The sequence below is a fragment of the Kitasatospora mediocidica KCTC 9733 genome (assembly GCF_000744225.1).
In the GTDB taxonomy this organism is placed as follows: domain Bacteria; phylum Actinomycetota; class Actinomycetes; order Streptomycetales; family Streptomycetaceae; genus Kitasatospora; species Kitasatospora mediocidica.
In genome coordinates this window covers 1495587-1510716 of the sequence record NZ_JQLN01000007.1, presented here as the reverse complement: position 1 = coordinate 1510716, position 15130 = coordinate 1495587, and the positions used below count along the sequence as shown (strand labels likewise).

The following is a 15130-nucleotide window of genomic DNA, read 5'->3' as shown; positions in this document are numbered from 1 at the left end:
CCGGTCCACCGGGTGATATGCGGTACTGAACGGTCCGTCTCGTCGCGTAGATTGCGCGCAGAGGCGGACCGTACTGCGTGAGGGACTCTTGATGAACGATCAGACACTGCGACCGGACGTCCTGGCAGCCCGCCGGGTCGTGGTCAAGGTCGGCTCCTCCTCGCTCACCACGGCCACCGGCGGCCTGGACGCGGACCGGGTGGACGCGCTGGTGGACGCGCTGGCCACCGCGCTGGGACGGGCCGACGCCCCGGAGATCGTGCTGGTCTCCTCCGGCGCCATCGCGGCCGGCCTGGCCCCGCTGGGCCTGGACCGCCGGCCGGCCGACCTGGCCAGGCAGCAGGCCGCGGCCAGCGTGGGCCAGGGCCTGCTGGTGGCCCGCTACACCGCCTCCTTCGCCCGCTACGGCCGCCGGGTCGGCCAGGTACTGCTGACCGCCGAGGACGCCAGCCGGCGGGCGCACTACCGCAACGCCTACCGCACCCTGGACCAGCTGCTGGCGATGGGCGCGGTGCCGATCGTCAACGAGAACGACACGGTGGCCACCGCCGAGATCAAGTTCGGCGACAACGACCGGCTCGCCGCCCTGGTGGCCCACCTGGTCCGGGCCGACCTGCTGATCCTGCTCTCCGACGTGGACGGCCTCTACGACGGCGACCCCAGCCGTCCCGGCACCAGCCGGATCGCCGAGGTGCACGGCCCGCAGGATCTCGCGGGCATCGAGATCGGCAGCGCGGGCAAGGCCGGCGTCGGCACCGGCGGGATGGTGACCAAGGTCGAGGCGGCCCGGATCGCCACCGGCGCGGGCATCCCCGTGGTGCTCACCGCCGCCCGGCACGCCGCCGACGCGCTGGCCGGCCGGCAGACCGGCACCCTCTTCACCCGGACCGGCGCGCGCAGCTCCGACCGGCTGCTGTGGCTGGCCCACGCCAGCAGCCCGCGCGGCGCGCTGCACCTGGACGCCGGGGCGGTCAGCGCCGTGGTGGAGGGCGGCAAGTCGCTGCTGCCGGCCGGGGTCACCGGGGTCGACGGAGATTTCGCCGCGGGCGATCCGGTGGACCTTCTTGCCGAAAACGGCCACATCGTGGCGCGTGGGCTGGTCAACTTTGATGCGAGGGAGCTGCCGCGCCTGCTGGGCCGGTCGACGCGGGAACTGGCCCAGGAGTTCGGCGCCGCGTACGAGCGCGAGGTCATCCACCGGGACGACCTGGTGGTGTTGCGCGGCTGACGGCCCGCCAGGCCGTGCGCGCCCGGGTTCGGGACAGTCCAGCGTCGAACAGGAGGCCGCCGGTGGCACGCAGGCACGAGGGAGCGACCGCCGGGGCCACCGTACGGGAGCTGCGCCCGGCCACCGGGCCGGTCGAGTCGCCGCCCCCGGCGGAGCAGGGCCGGCTCTGGCACGTGGTGCTCAGCGTGGCCGGCGAGGTGACCCCGCTGGGAGAGCTGCGGTCCGGCCTGGAACGGCTCGCGCACGACCACTCGTTCTTCCTGACCGCCCGCTACGCCGCCGACCACGCCGAGATCCGTTACTGGGAGCAGGCCCGCGATCTGCACGACGCGGCGGCCATGGCGCTGCGGCTCTGGGGTGAGCACAAGGCGAGTGCCAAGCTCCCGCCGTGGGAGATCGTCGGCCTGGAGGTGGTGGACCGGGCGACCTACCACCAGCGGCTGGCCGAGGGCTTCGCGGATCCGCCGCCGCAGCTCGGCGGCGTCCACCCGTACTGACGTCCGCCGGGGCGCCCGGCAGTTGAGACAGCGGCGTCCACCGGCGGGCCGACTCGTTACGCTTCGGGGCATGACTACCGACAGCCCTGTCCTCGCCACCGCGCGCCGAGCCCGTGCGGCTGCCGCCGCACTCGCCCCGCTGCCGCGCTCGCTGAAGGACGCAGCGCTGGTGGCGATGGCCGACGCGCTGGTGGCCCGCACGCCCGAGATCACCGCGGCCAACGCCGAGGACGTCGCCCGGGCCCGGGCGGCCGGCACCGCCGAGTCGGTGGTGGACCGGCTCACCCTCACGGTCGAGCGGATCATCGCGATCGCCTCCGACGTGCGGGACGTCGCCGCGCTGCCCGACCCGGTCGGCGAGGTGCTGCGCGGCTACACGCTGCCCAACGGCCTGGACGTCCGCCAGGTGCGGGTCCCGCTCGGCGTGGTCGGCATCATCTACGAGGCCCGCCCCAACGTGACCGCGGACGCCGCCGCGCTCTGCCTGAAGTCCGGCAACGCGGTGCTGCTGCGCGGTTCGGCCTCGGCCTACCGCTCCAACACCGCGCTGGTCGAGGTGCTGCGCGACGCGGTGGTGTCGGCCGGCCTGCCCGCCGACGTGATCCAGCTGGTCCCGGGCGAGAGCCGGGACTCGGTCACCGAGCTGATGCGCGCCCGCGGCCTGGTGGACGTGCTGATCCCGCGCGGCGGGGCCTCGCTGATCCGTACCGTCGTGGAGGGCTCGACCGTCCCGGTGATCGAGACCGGCACCGGCAACTGCCACGTCTACGTGGACGCGCAGACCGACCTGGCGATGGCGGTCGGCATCCTGCTCAACTCCAAGGCGCAGCGGGTCAGTGTCTGCAACTCCGCCGAGACCCTGCTGGTCCACCAGGACGTCGCGGAGGCCTTCCTGCCGCTCGCGCTGGCGGCGCTGGCCGAGGCCGGCGTGACGGTGCACGGCGACGAAGCGGTGCTCAAGGCGGCCGAGGGCGGCCCGGCCACCGTCGTTCCCGCCACCGAGGAGGACTGGGAGACCGAGTACCTCTCCTACGACCTCGCCGCCGCGGTGGTCCCCTCGCTGGACGCCGCCGTGGAGCACATCCGCCGCTGGTCCTCCGGCCACACCGAGGCGATCGTGACCACCTCGCAGGCCGCCGCCCGCCGTTTCACCCAGTTGGTGGACGCCGCGACGGTGGCCGTCAACGCGTCGACCCGGTTCACCGACGGGGGTGAGTTCGGCTTCGGCGCCGAGATCGGCATCTCGACCCAGAAGCTGCACGCCCGGGGCCCGATGGGCCTGCCGGAGCTGACCTCCACCAAGTACGTCGTGACCGGTGACGGGCATGTCCGCGGCGAGGCGACGCAGACCGTCGGGGGCTGAACGTACGCCTGTACGGAGGCCAAGTGCCCCGAGCCACAGACAAATCGCTCCCTCGGTAATACATTGAATCCCGTGGCTGAGGATGTGGGGGGCTCGCCGTACTCCGACGGCGCCGACCACGGTGGAGCGGACGACGAGTTCGCCACCGTGGTCTTCGACGAGGCTTTCGTCCGCTCGGCCGCCGTGCACGAGCCGACCGCCCGCGAGCGGCAGCTCGCCGCCGCCGAGGCCCGGCTGGAGCCGGAGGCGGTGCCCGGCTGGGCCCTGGAACCGGCCGGCCCCGAGGGGTACGACGGTCTGCCGCTGGAGCTGCGGCCGCACCCGTCGGGCCTGGACGACGACCGGATCTACACCGACCCCTGGGTCGGCCCCCGACGCCCGGCCGCGCGCCGTCGCGCGACCCGCTGGCCCGGCTACGGCTCGCGTGCGCAGTTGGGGCGCGGCCAGGTCGCCCAGCAGCGCTGGCACCGGCCGGTGGCCTGGGTGCTGGTGGTCCTGATGGGCGCCAGCCTGGTGGCCGTCGCGGTCGCCGCCGTCTACCGCGGCTCCGGCGGCGCCGGCAGCGCGCCCGGACGGCACCCCGGGGTGGGCAGTAGCAGCAGCTACGTCCCGGTCCAGCCCGCCGTTCCGGCCGGTCCCGCGACGGCGGCCGTCTCCGCCGTACCGCTGCCCGCCGGGTGAGGCCGCCCGCCGTGTCGGACCGCTGTGGAAGTTGCGCCGCGGGCCTCGTTCCGGACGCCGTTCGCGCTCTACTCTTGACGTATGGGTGACCCGGGTGATCCTCCGGATGGTGCGCCCGAGGGCGGATCCGGAAGCGATGACGAATACCGATCCGTCGTCTTCGACGAATCCTTCGTGCGGGCTGCCCGGATCCAGGAGCTGTCCGCCAGCGAGCGGCTCGGCGGCGGCTGGGCGCACCCGGTCCGGCGGCGGCTGGGCCTGGGTACGCTGGCCTCGCTGCCGCGCCAGGCGCTGACCCTGCTGCTGCTCATCGTGATGGCCTTCAGCGCCGCGGTCTACTTCGGGGTGAGCGCTCCGCAGCGCGACCAGGGCGCGGGCTCCGGGACCCAGCTGACCAGCGAGTTCACCGCGCTGGCTCCGGCCGGCGGCACGGTGGCGGCCGTCGACGCGGCCTCCCCGTTCGCCTCGCTCGGCGCCGCCGCGGGCTTCGCCGACGGCGCCGCGGGCCTGGGGATACCCACCAAGGCGAGCACCGCGCACTTCAGCCAGGCCGAGGTCACCCAGGCGCTGTTGACCGTGCAGAGCTATCTGGAGGTCTCCGAGCTCAGCGCGCAGACGCTCACCGACGGTGCCACCCTCCCGGTCCGGACCCTGCTGGCACCGTCCGAGCAGGGTCAGTTCGACGCCAGCGTGTCGAGCCCGACCGACGACCAGCACCACGCCCTGACCGGCTGGGTGGTCCGCTTCGACCCGGCCAGGGTCTCGCTGGCCTCGGACACCGTGAAGGTGGCCGGCACGGTCAGGATCGCCGAGCTGAACTCCTCGATGCTGGAGATCACCAGTGACGACACCCTGGTGTACGCGCTGCGCCCGGCGGTCGCGGCGGGAACCGCGGCCACCGGGCAGGTGAGCCTCTACACCGTGCGCCGGGACGTCCGGATGGATCTGGACCGCACCGACATCGCCAACGGCCAGCTTCGGCTGATCGACGCGGTGGTGCAGGCCGGGCCCACCGCGTGTGGCGCCGCCCAGAGCGTCTATCTCCAGCCGCTGTCGGCCGGCTCCACCGCTGCCTCGCCCGGCTCGGTCGACCCGGCCAACCACGGGCAGCCGGCCTGGCAGCAGTGCGGCGTGCTGGCGGCTACGCCGACGGCGGGCTGAGCGGCAGTCGCACGACCAGCCGGGCCCCGCGCCCGTCGAGCGGTTCGACGGCCTGGACCGAGCCGCCGAGGCCCTCCGCGATGGTGCGGGCCAGCGCCAGGCCCAGGCCGGCGCCGCCGGTGGCCCGGTCGCGGGCGCTGTCGAGGCGGACGAAGCGTTCGAAGACCCGCTCGCGGTCCTCCGGCGCAATGCCCGGGCCGTCGTCGCCGACCGTCAGGACCGCCCAGCGGTTGTCGCGTATCAGCGAGGTGTCGTCGCGGACCAGCGTGACGCTGACCTCGTCGACCGCGTAACGCGCCGCGTTGTCCAGCAGGTTGCGGACCAGTCGGCCGACCAGTAGCTCACTGCCCGGCACGGTGGTGCTGTCCAGCGTGGTCGTCCAGCGTGGCGGGCCGGGGGCGTGGGCCCGTTCGGCGATCTGCTCGGAGACCAGGTCGTGCAGCTCGACGCGCTGGGCGCGGTCGGTGCTCTGCGCGGGGCAGGCCAGCAGCAGCAGGTCGTCGGTGAGGTCCTGTAGGCGGCCGGTGTCGCTCAGCGCCCCCTCGACCACGGTGGGCCAGTCCACGCCCTCGGGGTGGGCCAGCGGAACCTCCAGCGAGTTGCGCAGCACCGCGAGCGGGCTGCGCAGCTCGTGCGAGGTGTCCGCGACCAGCTGGCGCTGTTGGGCGAGGGCCTGTTCCAGCCGGTCCAGCGTGCTGTTGGTGGTCCGGGCCAGCCGGGCGATGCCGTCCCGGGTGTGCGGCACGGGGACGCGTTCGTGGAAGGCGCCCTCGCCGATCTCGGCCATCCGGCGCCGGATCCGCTCGACCGGCCGCAGCGCCAGACCGGTCACCAGCCAGGCGACCAGAGCGACGAACAGGGTGCCCCAGGGGATCAGGTACCAGGCCAGCAGGTGGGTGACGTTGGCGGCGGCCGCCTCGGCGTCCAGCGGGCTGACCAGGATGTAGATGCGCGGGGTCTGCGGCGGCAGGTTCGGCCGGCCGGTGTACTTGAGCAGGTCGGCGGTGGTCATCGGATTGGTCGGGAAGACCAGGAGGGTGACGGTCCGCCCGGCGATCGAGTGCTTGGTGTAGCTCGTGCCGGGGAAGTGGAACTGGACCGTCTGGGTCGCGATCGTGTTCATGTTGTAGGTGGGCAGCGGCAGCGGTTGGACACCGGGGCGGCCGTAGCCGGTCTCGGCGGTGTACTCGTTGAACAGGTTGGTGCTGCGCAGCCACGTCCCGTTCGCGTCGGTCACCACGTACGAGGCGTCCGCGTACGGCTCCTGCGGGGCGTTCGGTATGCCGTAGGCGATGCTCTGCCCGGTGCGCCAGGCGTGGTCCTCCTCCTGGCTCATCATGGTGCTGCTCACCGCGCTGCCCGCCAGCACGGTGGCCAGCGTGAAGGCCAGCGCCGCTGCGGCCGCGGCGGCCAGCGCGGCCCGGGTGCGGACCGCGAGCTTGCGCCAGCGGGGGAGCCACCGCAGGACACGGTTCTCAGCGGGCATCGGACACCACCCGGTAGCCGATGCCGCGGACGGTCTCGATCAGGCAGCCGGCCCCGGCCGCGTGCAGTTTGCGGCGCAGCGCCGCGACGTAGACCTCGACGATGTTCACGTCGCCGCGGAAGGCCGAGTCCCAGACGCCGTCCAGGATTTCGGCCTTGGGCACCGCCTGGTCCGGTCGCCTCATCAGGGTTTCCAGCACGCCGAACTCCTTGTTGGTGAGTTTGATGACGTTCTCGCCCGCGGTGCACCGGCGGGCCGCCGGGTCGATCCGCAGGTTGCCGACGGCCAGGACGGCGGGTCGGCTCGCCCCGCCGCGGCGCAACAGCGCGCGCAGCCGGGCGGTCAGGACGACATACGAGAACGGCTTGCTGAGAAAGTCGTCGGCGCCGCAGTCCAGCGCCTCGGCCTCGTCGTACTCGCCGTTCTTCGCGGTGAGCATCAGGATCGGCACCGCGTTGTTTTCGCGGCGCAGTTCCCGGCAGACCCGGAATCCGTTCATGCCGGGCAGCATCAGGTCGAGCACGATGGCGTCGTAGCTGCCGGAGCGGGCGAGTTCGAGCCCGCTGAGGCCGTCGCCCACCACGTCCACCGCGTAGCCCTCGGCCCGCAGCCCCTGGCTGAGCGACTGCGCCAGCCGTTCTTCGTCCTCGACCATCAACAGATGCATTGCGTCAGCATAGGTTAATTCCCGGACTGGGCAAGGCCATTGCCTGATGTGCCGGGAAAATCCGTTCTGAAGAATTCCTCAGGTTCTTTCAGGGGATCTTCAGCCCTATTTGCCTAGCATTCCGACCATGAATTCACGACGCCTTCTCCGCTGGCTGGTCGCTGTCATTTCGGTGTTCGACTGCTGCGCCGTTCTGCTCATCGGGAACTGGCGTGCGTAGACCACCGGGCCCGGCCTCGGAATAGTCGACGAGGCGGTTCGCTGCTGTGACGGGCTCGGAGCACCGACGGTGACGCTGAAGGGGGCCGGCTACCACTGGCTCGGCGAAGACTGGTGGACCGGGGGAGTCACGGTCCACCGCTGGGTCGGCTGAGAGCCGACGGAACTCCCGCCCTGAGTGTCTACTCAGAACGGGAGTTCCCGGGGCCACCGTTGTTATTCGGGGGTGTCCTGCGAACCGGAACCCCGCGACCCGGCGAAGGTGTCGCGCAGCTTGCCGCCGACCGATCCGGCGCCGTCCGCGATGTCGCGGATCAGGCTGAAGAGCGGGTCCTTGCTCTCCTTCACGGACTTGCCGTACGAGTCGTACGCGGCCTTCCACTGGTCGGAGACGCTGGCGTCCGGGTCGTCCGTGCGGCGCGGGTAGGCGCCGGCCAGGATCGAGCGGTACTCCTCGCTCTCCGACCACTGCTTCAGCTTGGCTACCCGGACGACCGCGAACGGATGGGTCTGCGGCAGCACCTGGAGGAGCTTCAGCACGCTGTCGCGCAGGTCGCCGGCCTTGTCGTACTCCTCGGCCTGCTCCAGGAACGCGTCGACGTTCATCTCGCCGAGGTTGTGGCCGCCGGCCAGCTTCATCAGACCGCGCATCGAGGCCTGCGGGTCCTGGCCGGCCAGCAGGCCGGCCCGGTCGCAGGAGAGTTCGGCCTTGCGGAACCACTCCTTGAGCGCGGTGACCAGCGCCATGATGGCGAGGTTGCCGAGCGGTATCCAACCGACCCGGGTGGCCAGGTTGGTGAGGATCAGCAGCATCGTCCGGTAGACCGCGTGCCCGGACATCGCGTGCCCGACCTCGTGGCCGATCACGGCCCGCAGCTCCTCCTCGTCGAGCAGGTCGACCAGGCCGCTGGTGACCACGATGACCGGGGTGTCCATGCCGATGCACATGGCGTTGACCTGCGGGTCCTGCGTCACGTACAGGTCCGGGACCTTCTCCAGGTCCAGGATGTACGCCGCGTCGCGGACCATGTCGAACAGCTCCGGGAACTGGCGCTCGGAGGTCTTCACCGCGGTGGCCAGGAACATCAGCCGCACGCTGCGCTCGGAGACCAGCCCCGCCAGCTTCTTCAGGATGTCGTCGAAACCGCTGAGCTTGCGCAGCGCGACCAGCGCCGAGCGGTCCGCCGGGTGCTCCCACGCCCGGCTGGAGATCTCGGGGAAGCGCTGACGACGACGGCTCGGCGCGCTGCCCTTGGCGAGCGGGTCGGTGCCACGGGTGGAATCGGTCATAGTGCTGAGTACCTCCTGCTCGACGCCGGTCCCGGCACGACGCCGGCCCCCGCTGTTCGAATGTTCAACGCCTGCCTGTGTGTACTCGTCCCCGGGCAGAGCGTACGCCGTGCGGGCGTCCCCGCCGGGGGTGGTGGCGGCTGTCCGGTATACCCGGGTCTAGGCTGACTCCCCGAGCGACACACCACCCCCGAGGAGCCCGCCGATGTCCCCCACCGCCCTGGTGAACCTGGCCGGACCGATCTCCAACGAGAGCGGCCCCGGGCTGTTCCTCCGGCTGGTCGTGATCGCATCGATCGTGGGCGTCGTCCTGCTGGGCTGGATCCTGGTCCGGGCCGGCCGCGACAACTGAGGACGGCCCGTCCGGTAGCCGTCGGCTGACAGGCTTCCTACCCCGAGTCAGACGCGGGGAGCCGCCGCGCGGTTGCACCCGGCGGCCCCGTACGATGAGCGCGCGGCCGCCCAGGTCGCCGGGACTCGCGTCCTGGCCCGCCACCGAGTCGAGAAGGCCCTGCCGATCATGACCTCCAACGTTCTGCCCCGCCTGGCCACCCTTGCCGAGGGCGGCAACCACAACAGCCTCCAGCCGCTGCTCACCGGCGGTTGCGCGCTGGGCATCCTGCTGCTGCTGCTCTTCCTGACCACCAGGTTCAACCGGGACCGCTGAGCCACCGGCTCCGACGCGGGTCCGCTGGGCCGGGAGCGCTCCGAGGTGCGGGGACGCTCCCTTCGGCGCGGGCGGGTACGGGCAGGCCAGGGCAGGCCGGACCCCGGTCATCCGGGTCGCGTAAGGTGTGGCGGCATGGGAGAGAGCAGGCCGACGGCGCGACCGCGCGGGCGTGAGCGGATCGGCGTCATGGGCGGCACCTTCGACCCGATCCACCACGGTCACCTGGTCGCCGCGAGCGAGGTCGCGAGCGCGTTCCACCTCGACGAAGTGATCTTCGTCCCCACCGGGCAGCCCTGGCAGAAGACGGGCCGGCCGGTGTCGGCCGCCGAGGACCGCTACCTGATGACCGTGATCGCGACGGCCGAGAACCCGCAGTTCTCGGTCAGCCGGATCGACATCGACCGCACCGGCCCCACCTACACCGTGGACACCCTGCGCGACCTGCGGGCCCTGCACCCCGACGCCGACCTCTTCTTCATCACCGGCGCCGACGCCCTCGCGCAGATCCTTTCCTGGCGGGACGCCGCGGAACTCTTCTCGCTCGCCCACTTCATCGGATGCACGCGGCCGGGGCACACTCTGACGGACGCCGGGCTGCCGGCCGGCGGTGTCTCGCTGGTCGAAGTGCCCGCGTTGGCCATCTCCTCCACCGACTGCCGACTCCGGGTCGCCAAGGGCGAACCGGTCTGGTACCTCGTCCCCGACGGCGTGGTGCGCTACATCGACAAGCGGGCGCTCTACGTGGACGCCGGCTGAGCCGACGGGCAGAGGACGTACGACGGCGGGGCGACAGCCCGGCCCACACGGAAGACCTGAGGGACGGCGTGACCGGATCGGCAGACCGCAGGGGACCCGAGGACGGCGACTGGTCCACCGGGCAGTACCCGCAGGCCCAGCAGGGGTACGGCCAGCCGTACGAGCAGCAGCCGTACGAGCAGCAGTCCTACGACCCGTACGCGCAGCAGCAGCACCAGCAGCAGCCGGCGCAGTCGTACGAACAGCAGGGCCAGTACGAGCAGCAGTACGTGCAGTACCAGCAGCAGCCGTACGGCCAGACCTACGAGCAGCAGTCCTACGACCCGTACGCGCAGCAGCACCAGCAGCAACACCAGGCGCCGCAGGGTTTCGTGCCGTACGAGCAGCAGCCGTACGACCCGTACGCCCAGCCGCCGCAGGCCTACGCCGCCCCGGTCCAGCCCGTGCAGCCTGTGCAGCCCGCCGTGCCGCAGGCCGCCGCCCCGCAGGCGCCGCCGGTGGCCCGGCCGCCGCGTCCGCGCAGCGCTCCGCCCGCGGCCGCGATGCCGGCCGCCGCCCGGCCCAGTGCGCCCTCCGAGCAGGTCGGCGGTCGGCGCAGTGTCGCCAAGCCGGCCCAGGGCGATGACCAGGACCCGTACCAGACCGGTGAGTTCACCTTCGTCGACGAGCAGGCGGAGGAGACCGAGGACGTCATCGACTGGCTGAAGTTCGCCGAGTCGCGCACCGAGCGCCGCGACGAGCGCCGCCGCAAGCTGCGCAGCCGGGCGATCGGCGCCGTGGTCGCGCTGGCCCTGGTGGCGGCCGGCGGCACCGGTTACCTCTACTTCAGCGGCGCCCTCGACGGCAACCAGTCGGCGGCCGCCGCGGCCGGACCGCGCAGCGTCGTGGTCGTCCACCTGCGCGACCTGCAGGGCAACGTGAGCACCGCGCTGCTCGTCAACGACGCGTCCGGGCACAAGGGTTCGGCGCTGATGCTGCCCGGCGACCTGCAGCTGCCGGCCTCCGCCGACGCGGCGGCCAGCCCGCTGAACAAGGCGATGGACGGCATCGGCACGGCGCCCACCCGGGACGCGCTGGGCAACCTGCTGGGCGCTCCGGTGGCGGGCACCTGGCGGCTGGACACCCCCTACCTCCAGCTGCTGGTCTCCCAGCTCGGCGGGATCAAGGTGGACACGAACGTACAGATCCTGGACGGCAACGGCGCGGTGCTGGTCGAGAAGGGCCAGCAGCGCACGCTGACCGGACAGACCGCTGTGGTCTACGCCACCTACCAGGCCCCCGGCGAGAGTCCGGACGCCCAGCTGGCCCGGTTCGGCCAGGTGCTGGACGCGCTGGTCCGCGCCATGCCGACCAACCTGCCCGACGCCACCGACGACGTGCACCGGATGAACGCGGTGCTGGACCCGTCGCTGCCGGAGAAGGCGCTGGCCGGCCTGCTCGTCGAGTTGTCCCAGCAGGCCCAGGCCGGCCACTTCGGCGTCAGCACGCTGGCGGTCCGGCCGGACGGCACGCTGGACCAGGCCGCCGCGGGTCCGCAGGTCAAGGACGTGCTCGGCGGCACCGTGCACACCGCCGCCGCCAACAGCGCACCGGCCCGGGTCAGCATCCTGGACGCCTCCGGGAACGACCAGGCGGCCGCCGCCGCGCAGGTCCAGGTGGTCAACGCGGGCCTCAACTTCGTGCCCGGCGGTGGCAAGGCCCCGGCCACCCAGGCCACCAGCGAGATCCACTACACCGACGACGCCCGGGCGGCCGCCGCGCAGTCGCTGGCGAGCAGCCTCGGCCTGCCCGCGACGGCAGTGAAGAAGGTCACCGACGCGCAGATCGCCGACCTCGTGGTGGTGCTGGGCAAGGACTACCAGGCGCCCAAGCAGTAGCGGGCGGGCCCGGGAGGCGGGAAATCCGGCCGGGCGAGCGGCGGCGGCGTGAGATCCTGGAGTGCATACCCATGTCATCGAGCCGGAAGAACACCGTGACCGCAACAGACCGCTCGCAGGAAATGATCACCGTCGCCGCGCAGGCGGCGGCCGACAAGCTTGCGCACAACCTGATCGCCTTCGACGTCAGCGACGTCCTGTCGATCACCGACGCCTTCCTCATCGCCTCCGCCGCCAACGACCGTCAGGTCAAGGCGATCGCCGAGGAGATCGAGGAGCAGCTCCGCGAGCAGCTGGACGTCAAGCCGGTGCGCCGCGAGGGCGAGCGCGAGGGTCGCTGGATCCTGCTCGACTACCTGGACATCGTCGTGCACGTCCAGCACTCCGAGGAGCGCTCCTTCTACTCCCTGGACCGCCTCTGGAAGGACTGCCCCGAGCTGCCGCTGCCGGCGGACGCGATGGCGACCCGCAACCGTCCCGAGGACGCCGTCTCCGACGAGGCGGGCAACGCCGTCGGTTTCGCCGAGGACCTCAGCTGAACGGCCGGGCGGGGGGCCCTCGGATCGTCTTCTGGCGTCACGGACAGACCTCGTGGAACCTGGAGTCGCGGTTCCAGGGCAGCACGGACATTCCGCTGACCGAGACCGGTGTGGCGCAGGCCAGGCGGGCCGCCCGGCTGCTCGCCGGCCTGAGCCCCGACCTGTTGATCTCCTCGGACCTCCAGCGGGCGGCCGCGACGGCCGCCGAGCTGGCCAGGCTCACCGGCCTGGACGTCCAGCACCACGCGGGCCTGCAGGAGACCTACGCGGGCGAGTGGCAGGGCCTGACCAACGACGAGATCCGCGCGGGCTTCCCCGAGCAGTACGAGGCGTGGGGGCGCGGCGAGGCGGTCCGGCGTGGTGGCGGCGAGCTGAGCAGCGAGGTCGCGGACCGCTCGGTCCCGATCGTGCTGGAGGCGGTCGACAAGCTGCCGGACCGGGGCACCCTGGTCGTGGTCAGCCACGGCGGGACGATCCGCACCATGCTCGGGCGGCTGCTCGGCCTGGAGCCGGCCCAGTGGGAGTGCTTCGGCGGACTCTCCAACTGCTGCTGGTCGGTCCTCGGCCACGGCGCGCGCGGCTGGCGCCTGTTGGAGCACAACGCGGGGACGCTGCCGCAGCCCGTGATCGGTGACGACACCTGAGGGCCTGCGCGGTCTCCGAGCCGGGATTTCGTAGTTCCGGGCCTGACCAGCTAGAGTCTTCCTCGTTCGCAGGAAAGAACGCCGCCCGGTCGGGCGGCGGGGAAATCCTGAGAGTGCGGGGCTGTAGCTCAGTTGGTAGAGCGCTTGCATGGCATGCAAGAGGTCCGGGGTTCAATTCCCCGTAGCTCCACTCCGCACCAGGAGTCCGCAAGGACGACGTGTGTCGCGGGGCTGTAGCTCAGTTGGTAGAGCGCTTGCATGGCATGCAAGAGGTCCGGGGTTCAATTCCCCGTAGCTCCACAACAGACCGAGGGCCGGTATCCGAAACGGATACCGGCCTTCGGCGTTCCCGGACGCCAGGCGCCCGGGCAGCGGGGTGGTGTCGGGGCCCGGGAGCGGTGTCGCGGGCGGTGCGGGGAACGGATTGGTTGAGCACCCCGTGGAACGTGTAAAGTAAGACGTGTCGCCGAGGGAAACCGCTGGTGACGAGCAGTACGTCTGGGGCTGTAGCTCAGTTGGTAGAGCGCTTGCATGGCATGCAAGAGGTCCGGAGTTCAATTCTCCGTAGCTCCACAGACACTTGACCCACCTACCAGCTCTGGTAGGTGGGTCAAGTCGTTTCCGGACCGCCGGGCCGGTCAGCTCGGTCAGGCCGGCAGCGGCTTCGGACGGGACGTCAGCCAGGGCAGCGCGGCGGCGGCCACGGTGATCGTGCCGAGCACCAGGAACGCCGTGCCGTATCCGGCGTCCGCCGCCAGCCGGGAGACCAGCAGCGGCCCGAAGATCCCGGCCAGGCTCCACCCGATCAGCATCAGCCCGTAGATCGCGCCGACATGGGCCAGGCCGAAGAACTCCGACGCCACGGCGGGCATGGTGGCGAAGCCGCCGCCGAAGGACAGGCAGACCAGGGCGGCCAGCGGGAAGAACATCGCCGGCGTCGAGACCTGGGAGAGCGCGATCAGGCAGAGCCCCTGCGAGGTGAGCATCAGCACGAAGGCGGTCATCAGCCCGGTGCGGCCCGAGAGCCAGCCCCAGAGCGGACGTCCGACCGTGTTGAACACCCCGAGCGCGCCGGTCAGCGCGGCGGCGGCGGTCGGGCTCAGGCCGGTCAGGCTGCCGGCCGCGGGGGCCACCACGGAGAGCATGCTGATTCCGGCGGCGGTGTTGAAGAGCAGGATGACGGTCAGCAGGTACCACTGCGGGGTGCGCAGCGCCTGCGCCGTCCGGTGGCCGCGCAGGGCGCCGCGCCCGGCGGTGGCCGTCGGCTGCGGCGGGTTGCGGAAGAACGCGGCGCCGGTCAGCGTGGTCACCAGGAAGATCCCGCCCAGCACCAGCAGCGCCCGGGCCGGATCGGCGTGGAAGTGCGCCACCAGGGCCCGCATCAGCGGCGCGCCGATCACCGAGCCCAGGCCGAAGCCGCCGGTGGCGACGCCGGCCGCCAGCGCCCGGTGCGAGGGGAACCACTTCTGCAGCATGGTGGTCGGCACGATGTAGCCCAGGCCCAGGCCGACACCGGCGATCACGCCGTAGCCGAGCAGCACCAGCCAGAAGTCGCCGCGGCCGTTCGCGCAGCCGGCCAGCAACAGGCCGCCGGCGTAGAGCACCCCGGCGAGCACGGCGATCCCGCGCGGCGGGCGACGGCTCATCAGCAGGCCGCCCAGTACCGTGCCGACGAAGACCAGGGCGTGCGCGGTGGCGAACGGCAGCCCGGCCTCGTCCCGGCCGAGCGCGAAGCCGCTCTGCGGTGACTGCAGGCCGGCCGACAGGATGCTCCAGGAGTAGACCGAGCCGTACGCGAGCTGGTTCAGCACCACGGCGGCGGCTACCAGGCCCCGGCGGCGGCCGATCCGGCCGAGCCGGCCGCGCGGCCGGGGGGTGCCGGGGGGTGCGGCCGGGGGACGGGTCAGGGTGGCAGAGGACAGCACGGGGGTCACCGCTTCCAGGGGAGGACCAGGGGATTTCCGACCTGTCCTACGGCTTTCGTGCACTCCTGGTTACGGTTGAAACGTCGGTACGGCCCAAAGCCGGGTGATTCTGCTGGCCCGTTCGGCG

The 15130-nt window shown here is 72.2% G+C and carries 15 protein-coding genes and 3 tRNA genes; 14 read left to right on the top strand and 4 right to left on the bottom strand.

Annotated elements, in window-relative coordinates; all coding sequences use genetic code 11:
- The first annotated feature begins 91 nt into the window (after nt 1-91).
- The 5 genes from proB (at nt 92) to BS80_RS36915 (ending at nt 4930) form a co-directional block, all read left to right on the top strand.
- A complete protein-coding gene (gene proB, locus BS80_RS36935) occupies nt 92-1228 on the top strand; it encodes a glutamate 5-kinase (protein ID WP_035806170.1) in 1137 nt (378 codons plus the stop codon).
- 110 nt (nt 1229-1338) lie between these two features.
- Nucleotides 1339-1725 carry a hypothetical protein gene (locus BS80_RS36930; RefSeq protein WP_051967752.1) on the top strand — a complete coding sequence of 129 codons (387 nt, stop codon included), beginning with the start codon at nt 1339-1341 and terminating at the stop codon, nt 1723-1725.
- Nucleotides 1726-1795: 70 nt separating this feature from the next.
- Entirely contained in the window at nt 1796-3088 is a 1293-nt protein-coding gene (locus BS80_RS36925) for a glutamate-5-semialdehyde dehydrogenase (RefSeq protein ID WP_035806165.1), read from the top strand.
- 72 nt (nt 3089-3160) lie between these two features.
- Nucleotides 3161-3769, top strand: a complete 609-nt coding sequence (locus tag BS80_RS36920) for an SCO2584 family spore wall biosynthesis protein (protein WP_035806164.1) — start codon at nt 3161-3163, stop codon at nt 3767-3769.
- An 81-nt stretch (nt 3770-3850) separates the two neighbouring features.
- Entirely contained in the window at nt 3851-4930 is a 1080-nt protein-coding gene (locus tag BS80_RS36915; RefSeq protein ID WP_035806163.1) for an SCO2583 family membrane protein, read from the top strand.
- Here BS80_RS36915 and BS80_RS36910 read toward each other — a convergent pair.
- From BS80_RS36910 to BS80_RS36900, 3 genes are all read right to left on the bottom strand, one after another.
- The gene (locus tag BS80_RS36910; RefSeq protein WP_051967672.1) at nt 4911-6416 is read right to left on the bottom strand and encodes a sensor histidine kinase; all 1506 of its coding nucleotides are present in this window, start codon (nt 6414-6416) and stop codon (nt 4911-4913) included. The two genes, BS80_RS36915 and BS80_RS36910, sit on opposite strands and share 20 nt — an antisense overlap.
- Nucleotides 6406-7083 carry a response regulator transcription factor gene (locus tag BS80_RS36905; protein WP_035806162.1) on the bottom strand — a complete coding sequence of 226 codons (678 nt, stop codon included), beginning with the start codon at nt 7081-7083 and terminating at the stop codon, nt 6406-6408. Before BS80_RS36905 ends, BS80_RS36910 begins: the two co-directional genes overlap by 11 nt.
- 435 nt (nt 7084-7518) lie before the next feature.
- Nucleotides 7519-8592 (bottom strand): M48 family metallopeptidase, encoded by a 1074-nt coding sequence (locus BS80_RS36900; RefSeq protein WP_035806160.1) that lies wholly within the window; start codon nt 8590-8592, stop codon nt 7519-7521.
- Nucleotides 8593-8797: 205 nt separating this feature from the next.
- On the opposite strand from BS80_RS36900, the gene BS80_RS42210 reads away from it, so the two are divergent.
- The 9 genes from BS80_RS42210 to BS80_RS36860 all read left to right on the top strand — a co-directional run bounded on the left by BS80_RS42210 (nt 8798) and on the right by BS80_RS36860 (nt 13651).
- Complete coding sequence (locus BS80_RS42210; RefSeq protein WP_198045706.1) at nt 8798-8944, top strand: hypothetical protein; 147 nt, start codon at nt 8798-8800, stop codon at nt 8942-8944.
- Nucleotides 8945-9112: 168 nt separating this feature from the next.
- Nucleotides 9113-9259, top strand: coding sequence for a hypothetical protein (locus BS80_RS42205; protein WP_198045705.1), 147 nt, complete (start codon nt 9113-9115; stop codon nt 9257-9259).
- Nucleotides 9260-9394: 135 nt separating this feature from the next.
- The gene (gene nadD, locus BS80_RS36890) at nt 9395-10018 is read left to right on the top strand and encodes a nicotinate-nucleotide adenylyltransferase (protein ID WP_035806156.1); all 624 of its coding nucleotides are present in this window, start codon (nt 9395-9397) and stop codon (nt 10016-10018) included.
- 68 nt (nt 10019-10086) lie between these two features.
- Nucleotides 10087-11895 (top strand): LytR C-terminal domain-containing protein, encoded by a 1809-nt coding sequence (locus BS80_RS36885; RefSeq protein ID WP_035806153.1) that lies wholly within the window; start codon nt 10087-10089, stop codon nt 11893-11895.
- Between the two features lie 95 nt (nt 11896-11990).
- The gene (gene rsfS / locus BS80_RS36880) at nt 11991-12434 is read left to right on the top strand and encodes a ribosome silencing factor (protein ID WP_035807052.1); all 444 of its coding nucleotides are present in this window, start codon (nt 11991-11993) and stop codon (nt 12432-12434) included.
- A complete protein-coding gene (locus BS80_RS36875; protein ID WP_035807050.1) occupies nt 12431-13078 on the top strand; it encodes a histidine phosphatase family protein in 648 nt (215 codons plus the stop codon). The genes rsfS and BS80_RS36875 overlap by 4 nt, the downstream gene beginning before the upstream one ends.
- A 117-nt stretch (nt 13079-13195) precedes the next feature.
- Nucleotides 13196-13268, top strand: a tRNA-Ala gene (locus BS80_RS36870).
- Nucleotides 13269-13305: 37 nt separating this feature from the next.
- Nucleotides 13306-13378 (top strand) — tRNA-Ala (locus BS80_RS36865).
- A 200-nt stretch (nt 13379-13578) separates the two neighbouring features.
- Nucleotides 13579-13651: transfer RNA gene (locus BS80_RS36860), tRNA-Ala, on the top strand.
- Between the two features lie 74 nt (nt 13652-13725).
- Here BS80_RS36860 and BS80_RS36855 read toward each other — a convergent pair.
- The gene (locus tag BS80_RS36855) at nt 13726-15012 is read right to left on the bottom strand and encodes an OFA family MFS transporter (protein ID WP_051967671.1); all 1287 of its coding nucleotides are present in this window, start codon (nt 15010-15012) and stop codon (nt 13726-13728) included.
- Nucleotides 15013-15130 lie beyond the last annotated feature (118 nt).

What these genes read in the sequence shown, in the direction of transcription:
- BS80_RS42210 (WP_198045706.1), top strand. Translation starts at nt 8,798, where the DNA reads ATGTCCCCCACCGCCCTGGTGAACCTGGCCGGACCGATCTCCAACGAG.
- nadD (WP_035806156.1), top strand. Translation starts at nt 9,395, where the DNA reads ATGGGAGAGAGCAGGCCGACGGCGCGACCGCGCGGGCGTGAGCGGATC.
- BS80_RS36915 (WP_035806163.1), top strand. Translation starts at nt 3,851, where the DNA reads ATGGGTGACCCGGGTGATCCTCCGGATGGTGCGCCCGAGGGCGGATCC.
- BS80_RS36905 (WP_035806162.1), bottom strand. Translation starts at nt 7,083, where the DNA reads ATGCATCTGTTGATGGTCGAGGACGAAGAACGGCTGGCGCAGTCGCTC.
- BS80_RS36910 (WP_051967672.1), bottom strand. Translation starts at nt 6,416, where the DNA reads ATGCCCGCTGAGAACCGTGTCCTGCGGTGGCTCCCCCGCTGGCGCAAG.
- BS80_RS36925 (WP_035806165.1), top strand. Translation starts at nt 1,796, where the DNA reads ATGACTACCGACAGCCCTGTCCTCGCCACCGCGCGCCGAGCCCGTGCG.
- BS80_RS42205 (WP_198045705.1), top strand. Translation starts at nt 9,113, where the DNA reads ATGACCTCCAACGTTCTGCCCCGCCTGGCCACCCTTGCCGAGGGCGGC.
- BS80_RS36900 (WP_035806160.1), bottom strand. Translation starts at nt 8,592, where the DNA reads ATGACCGATTCCACCCGTGGCACCGACCCGCTCGCCAAGGGCAGCGCG.
- proB (WP_035806170.1), top strand. Translation starts at nt 92, where the DNA reads ATGAACGATCAGACACTGCGACCGGACGTCCTGGCAGCCCGCCGGGTC.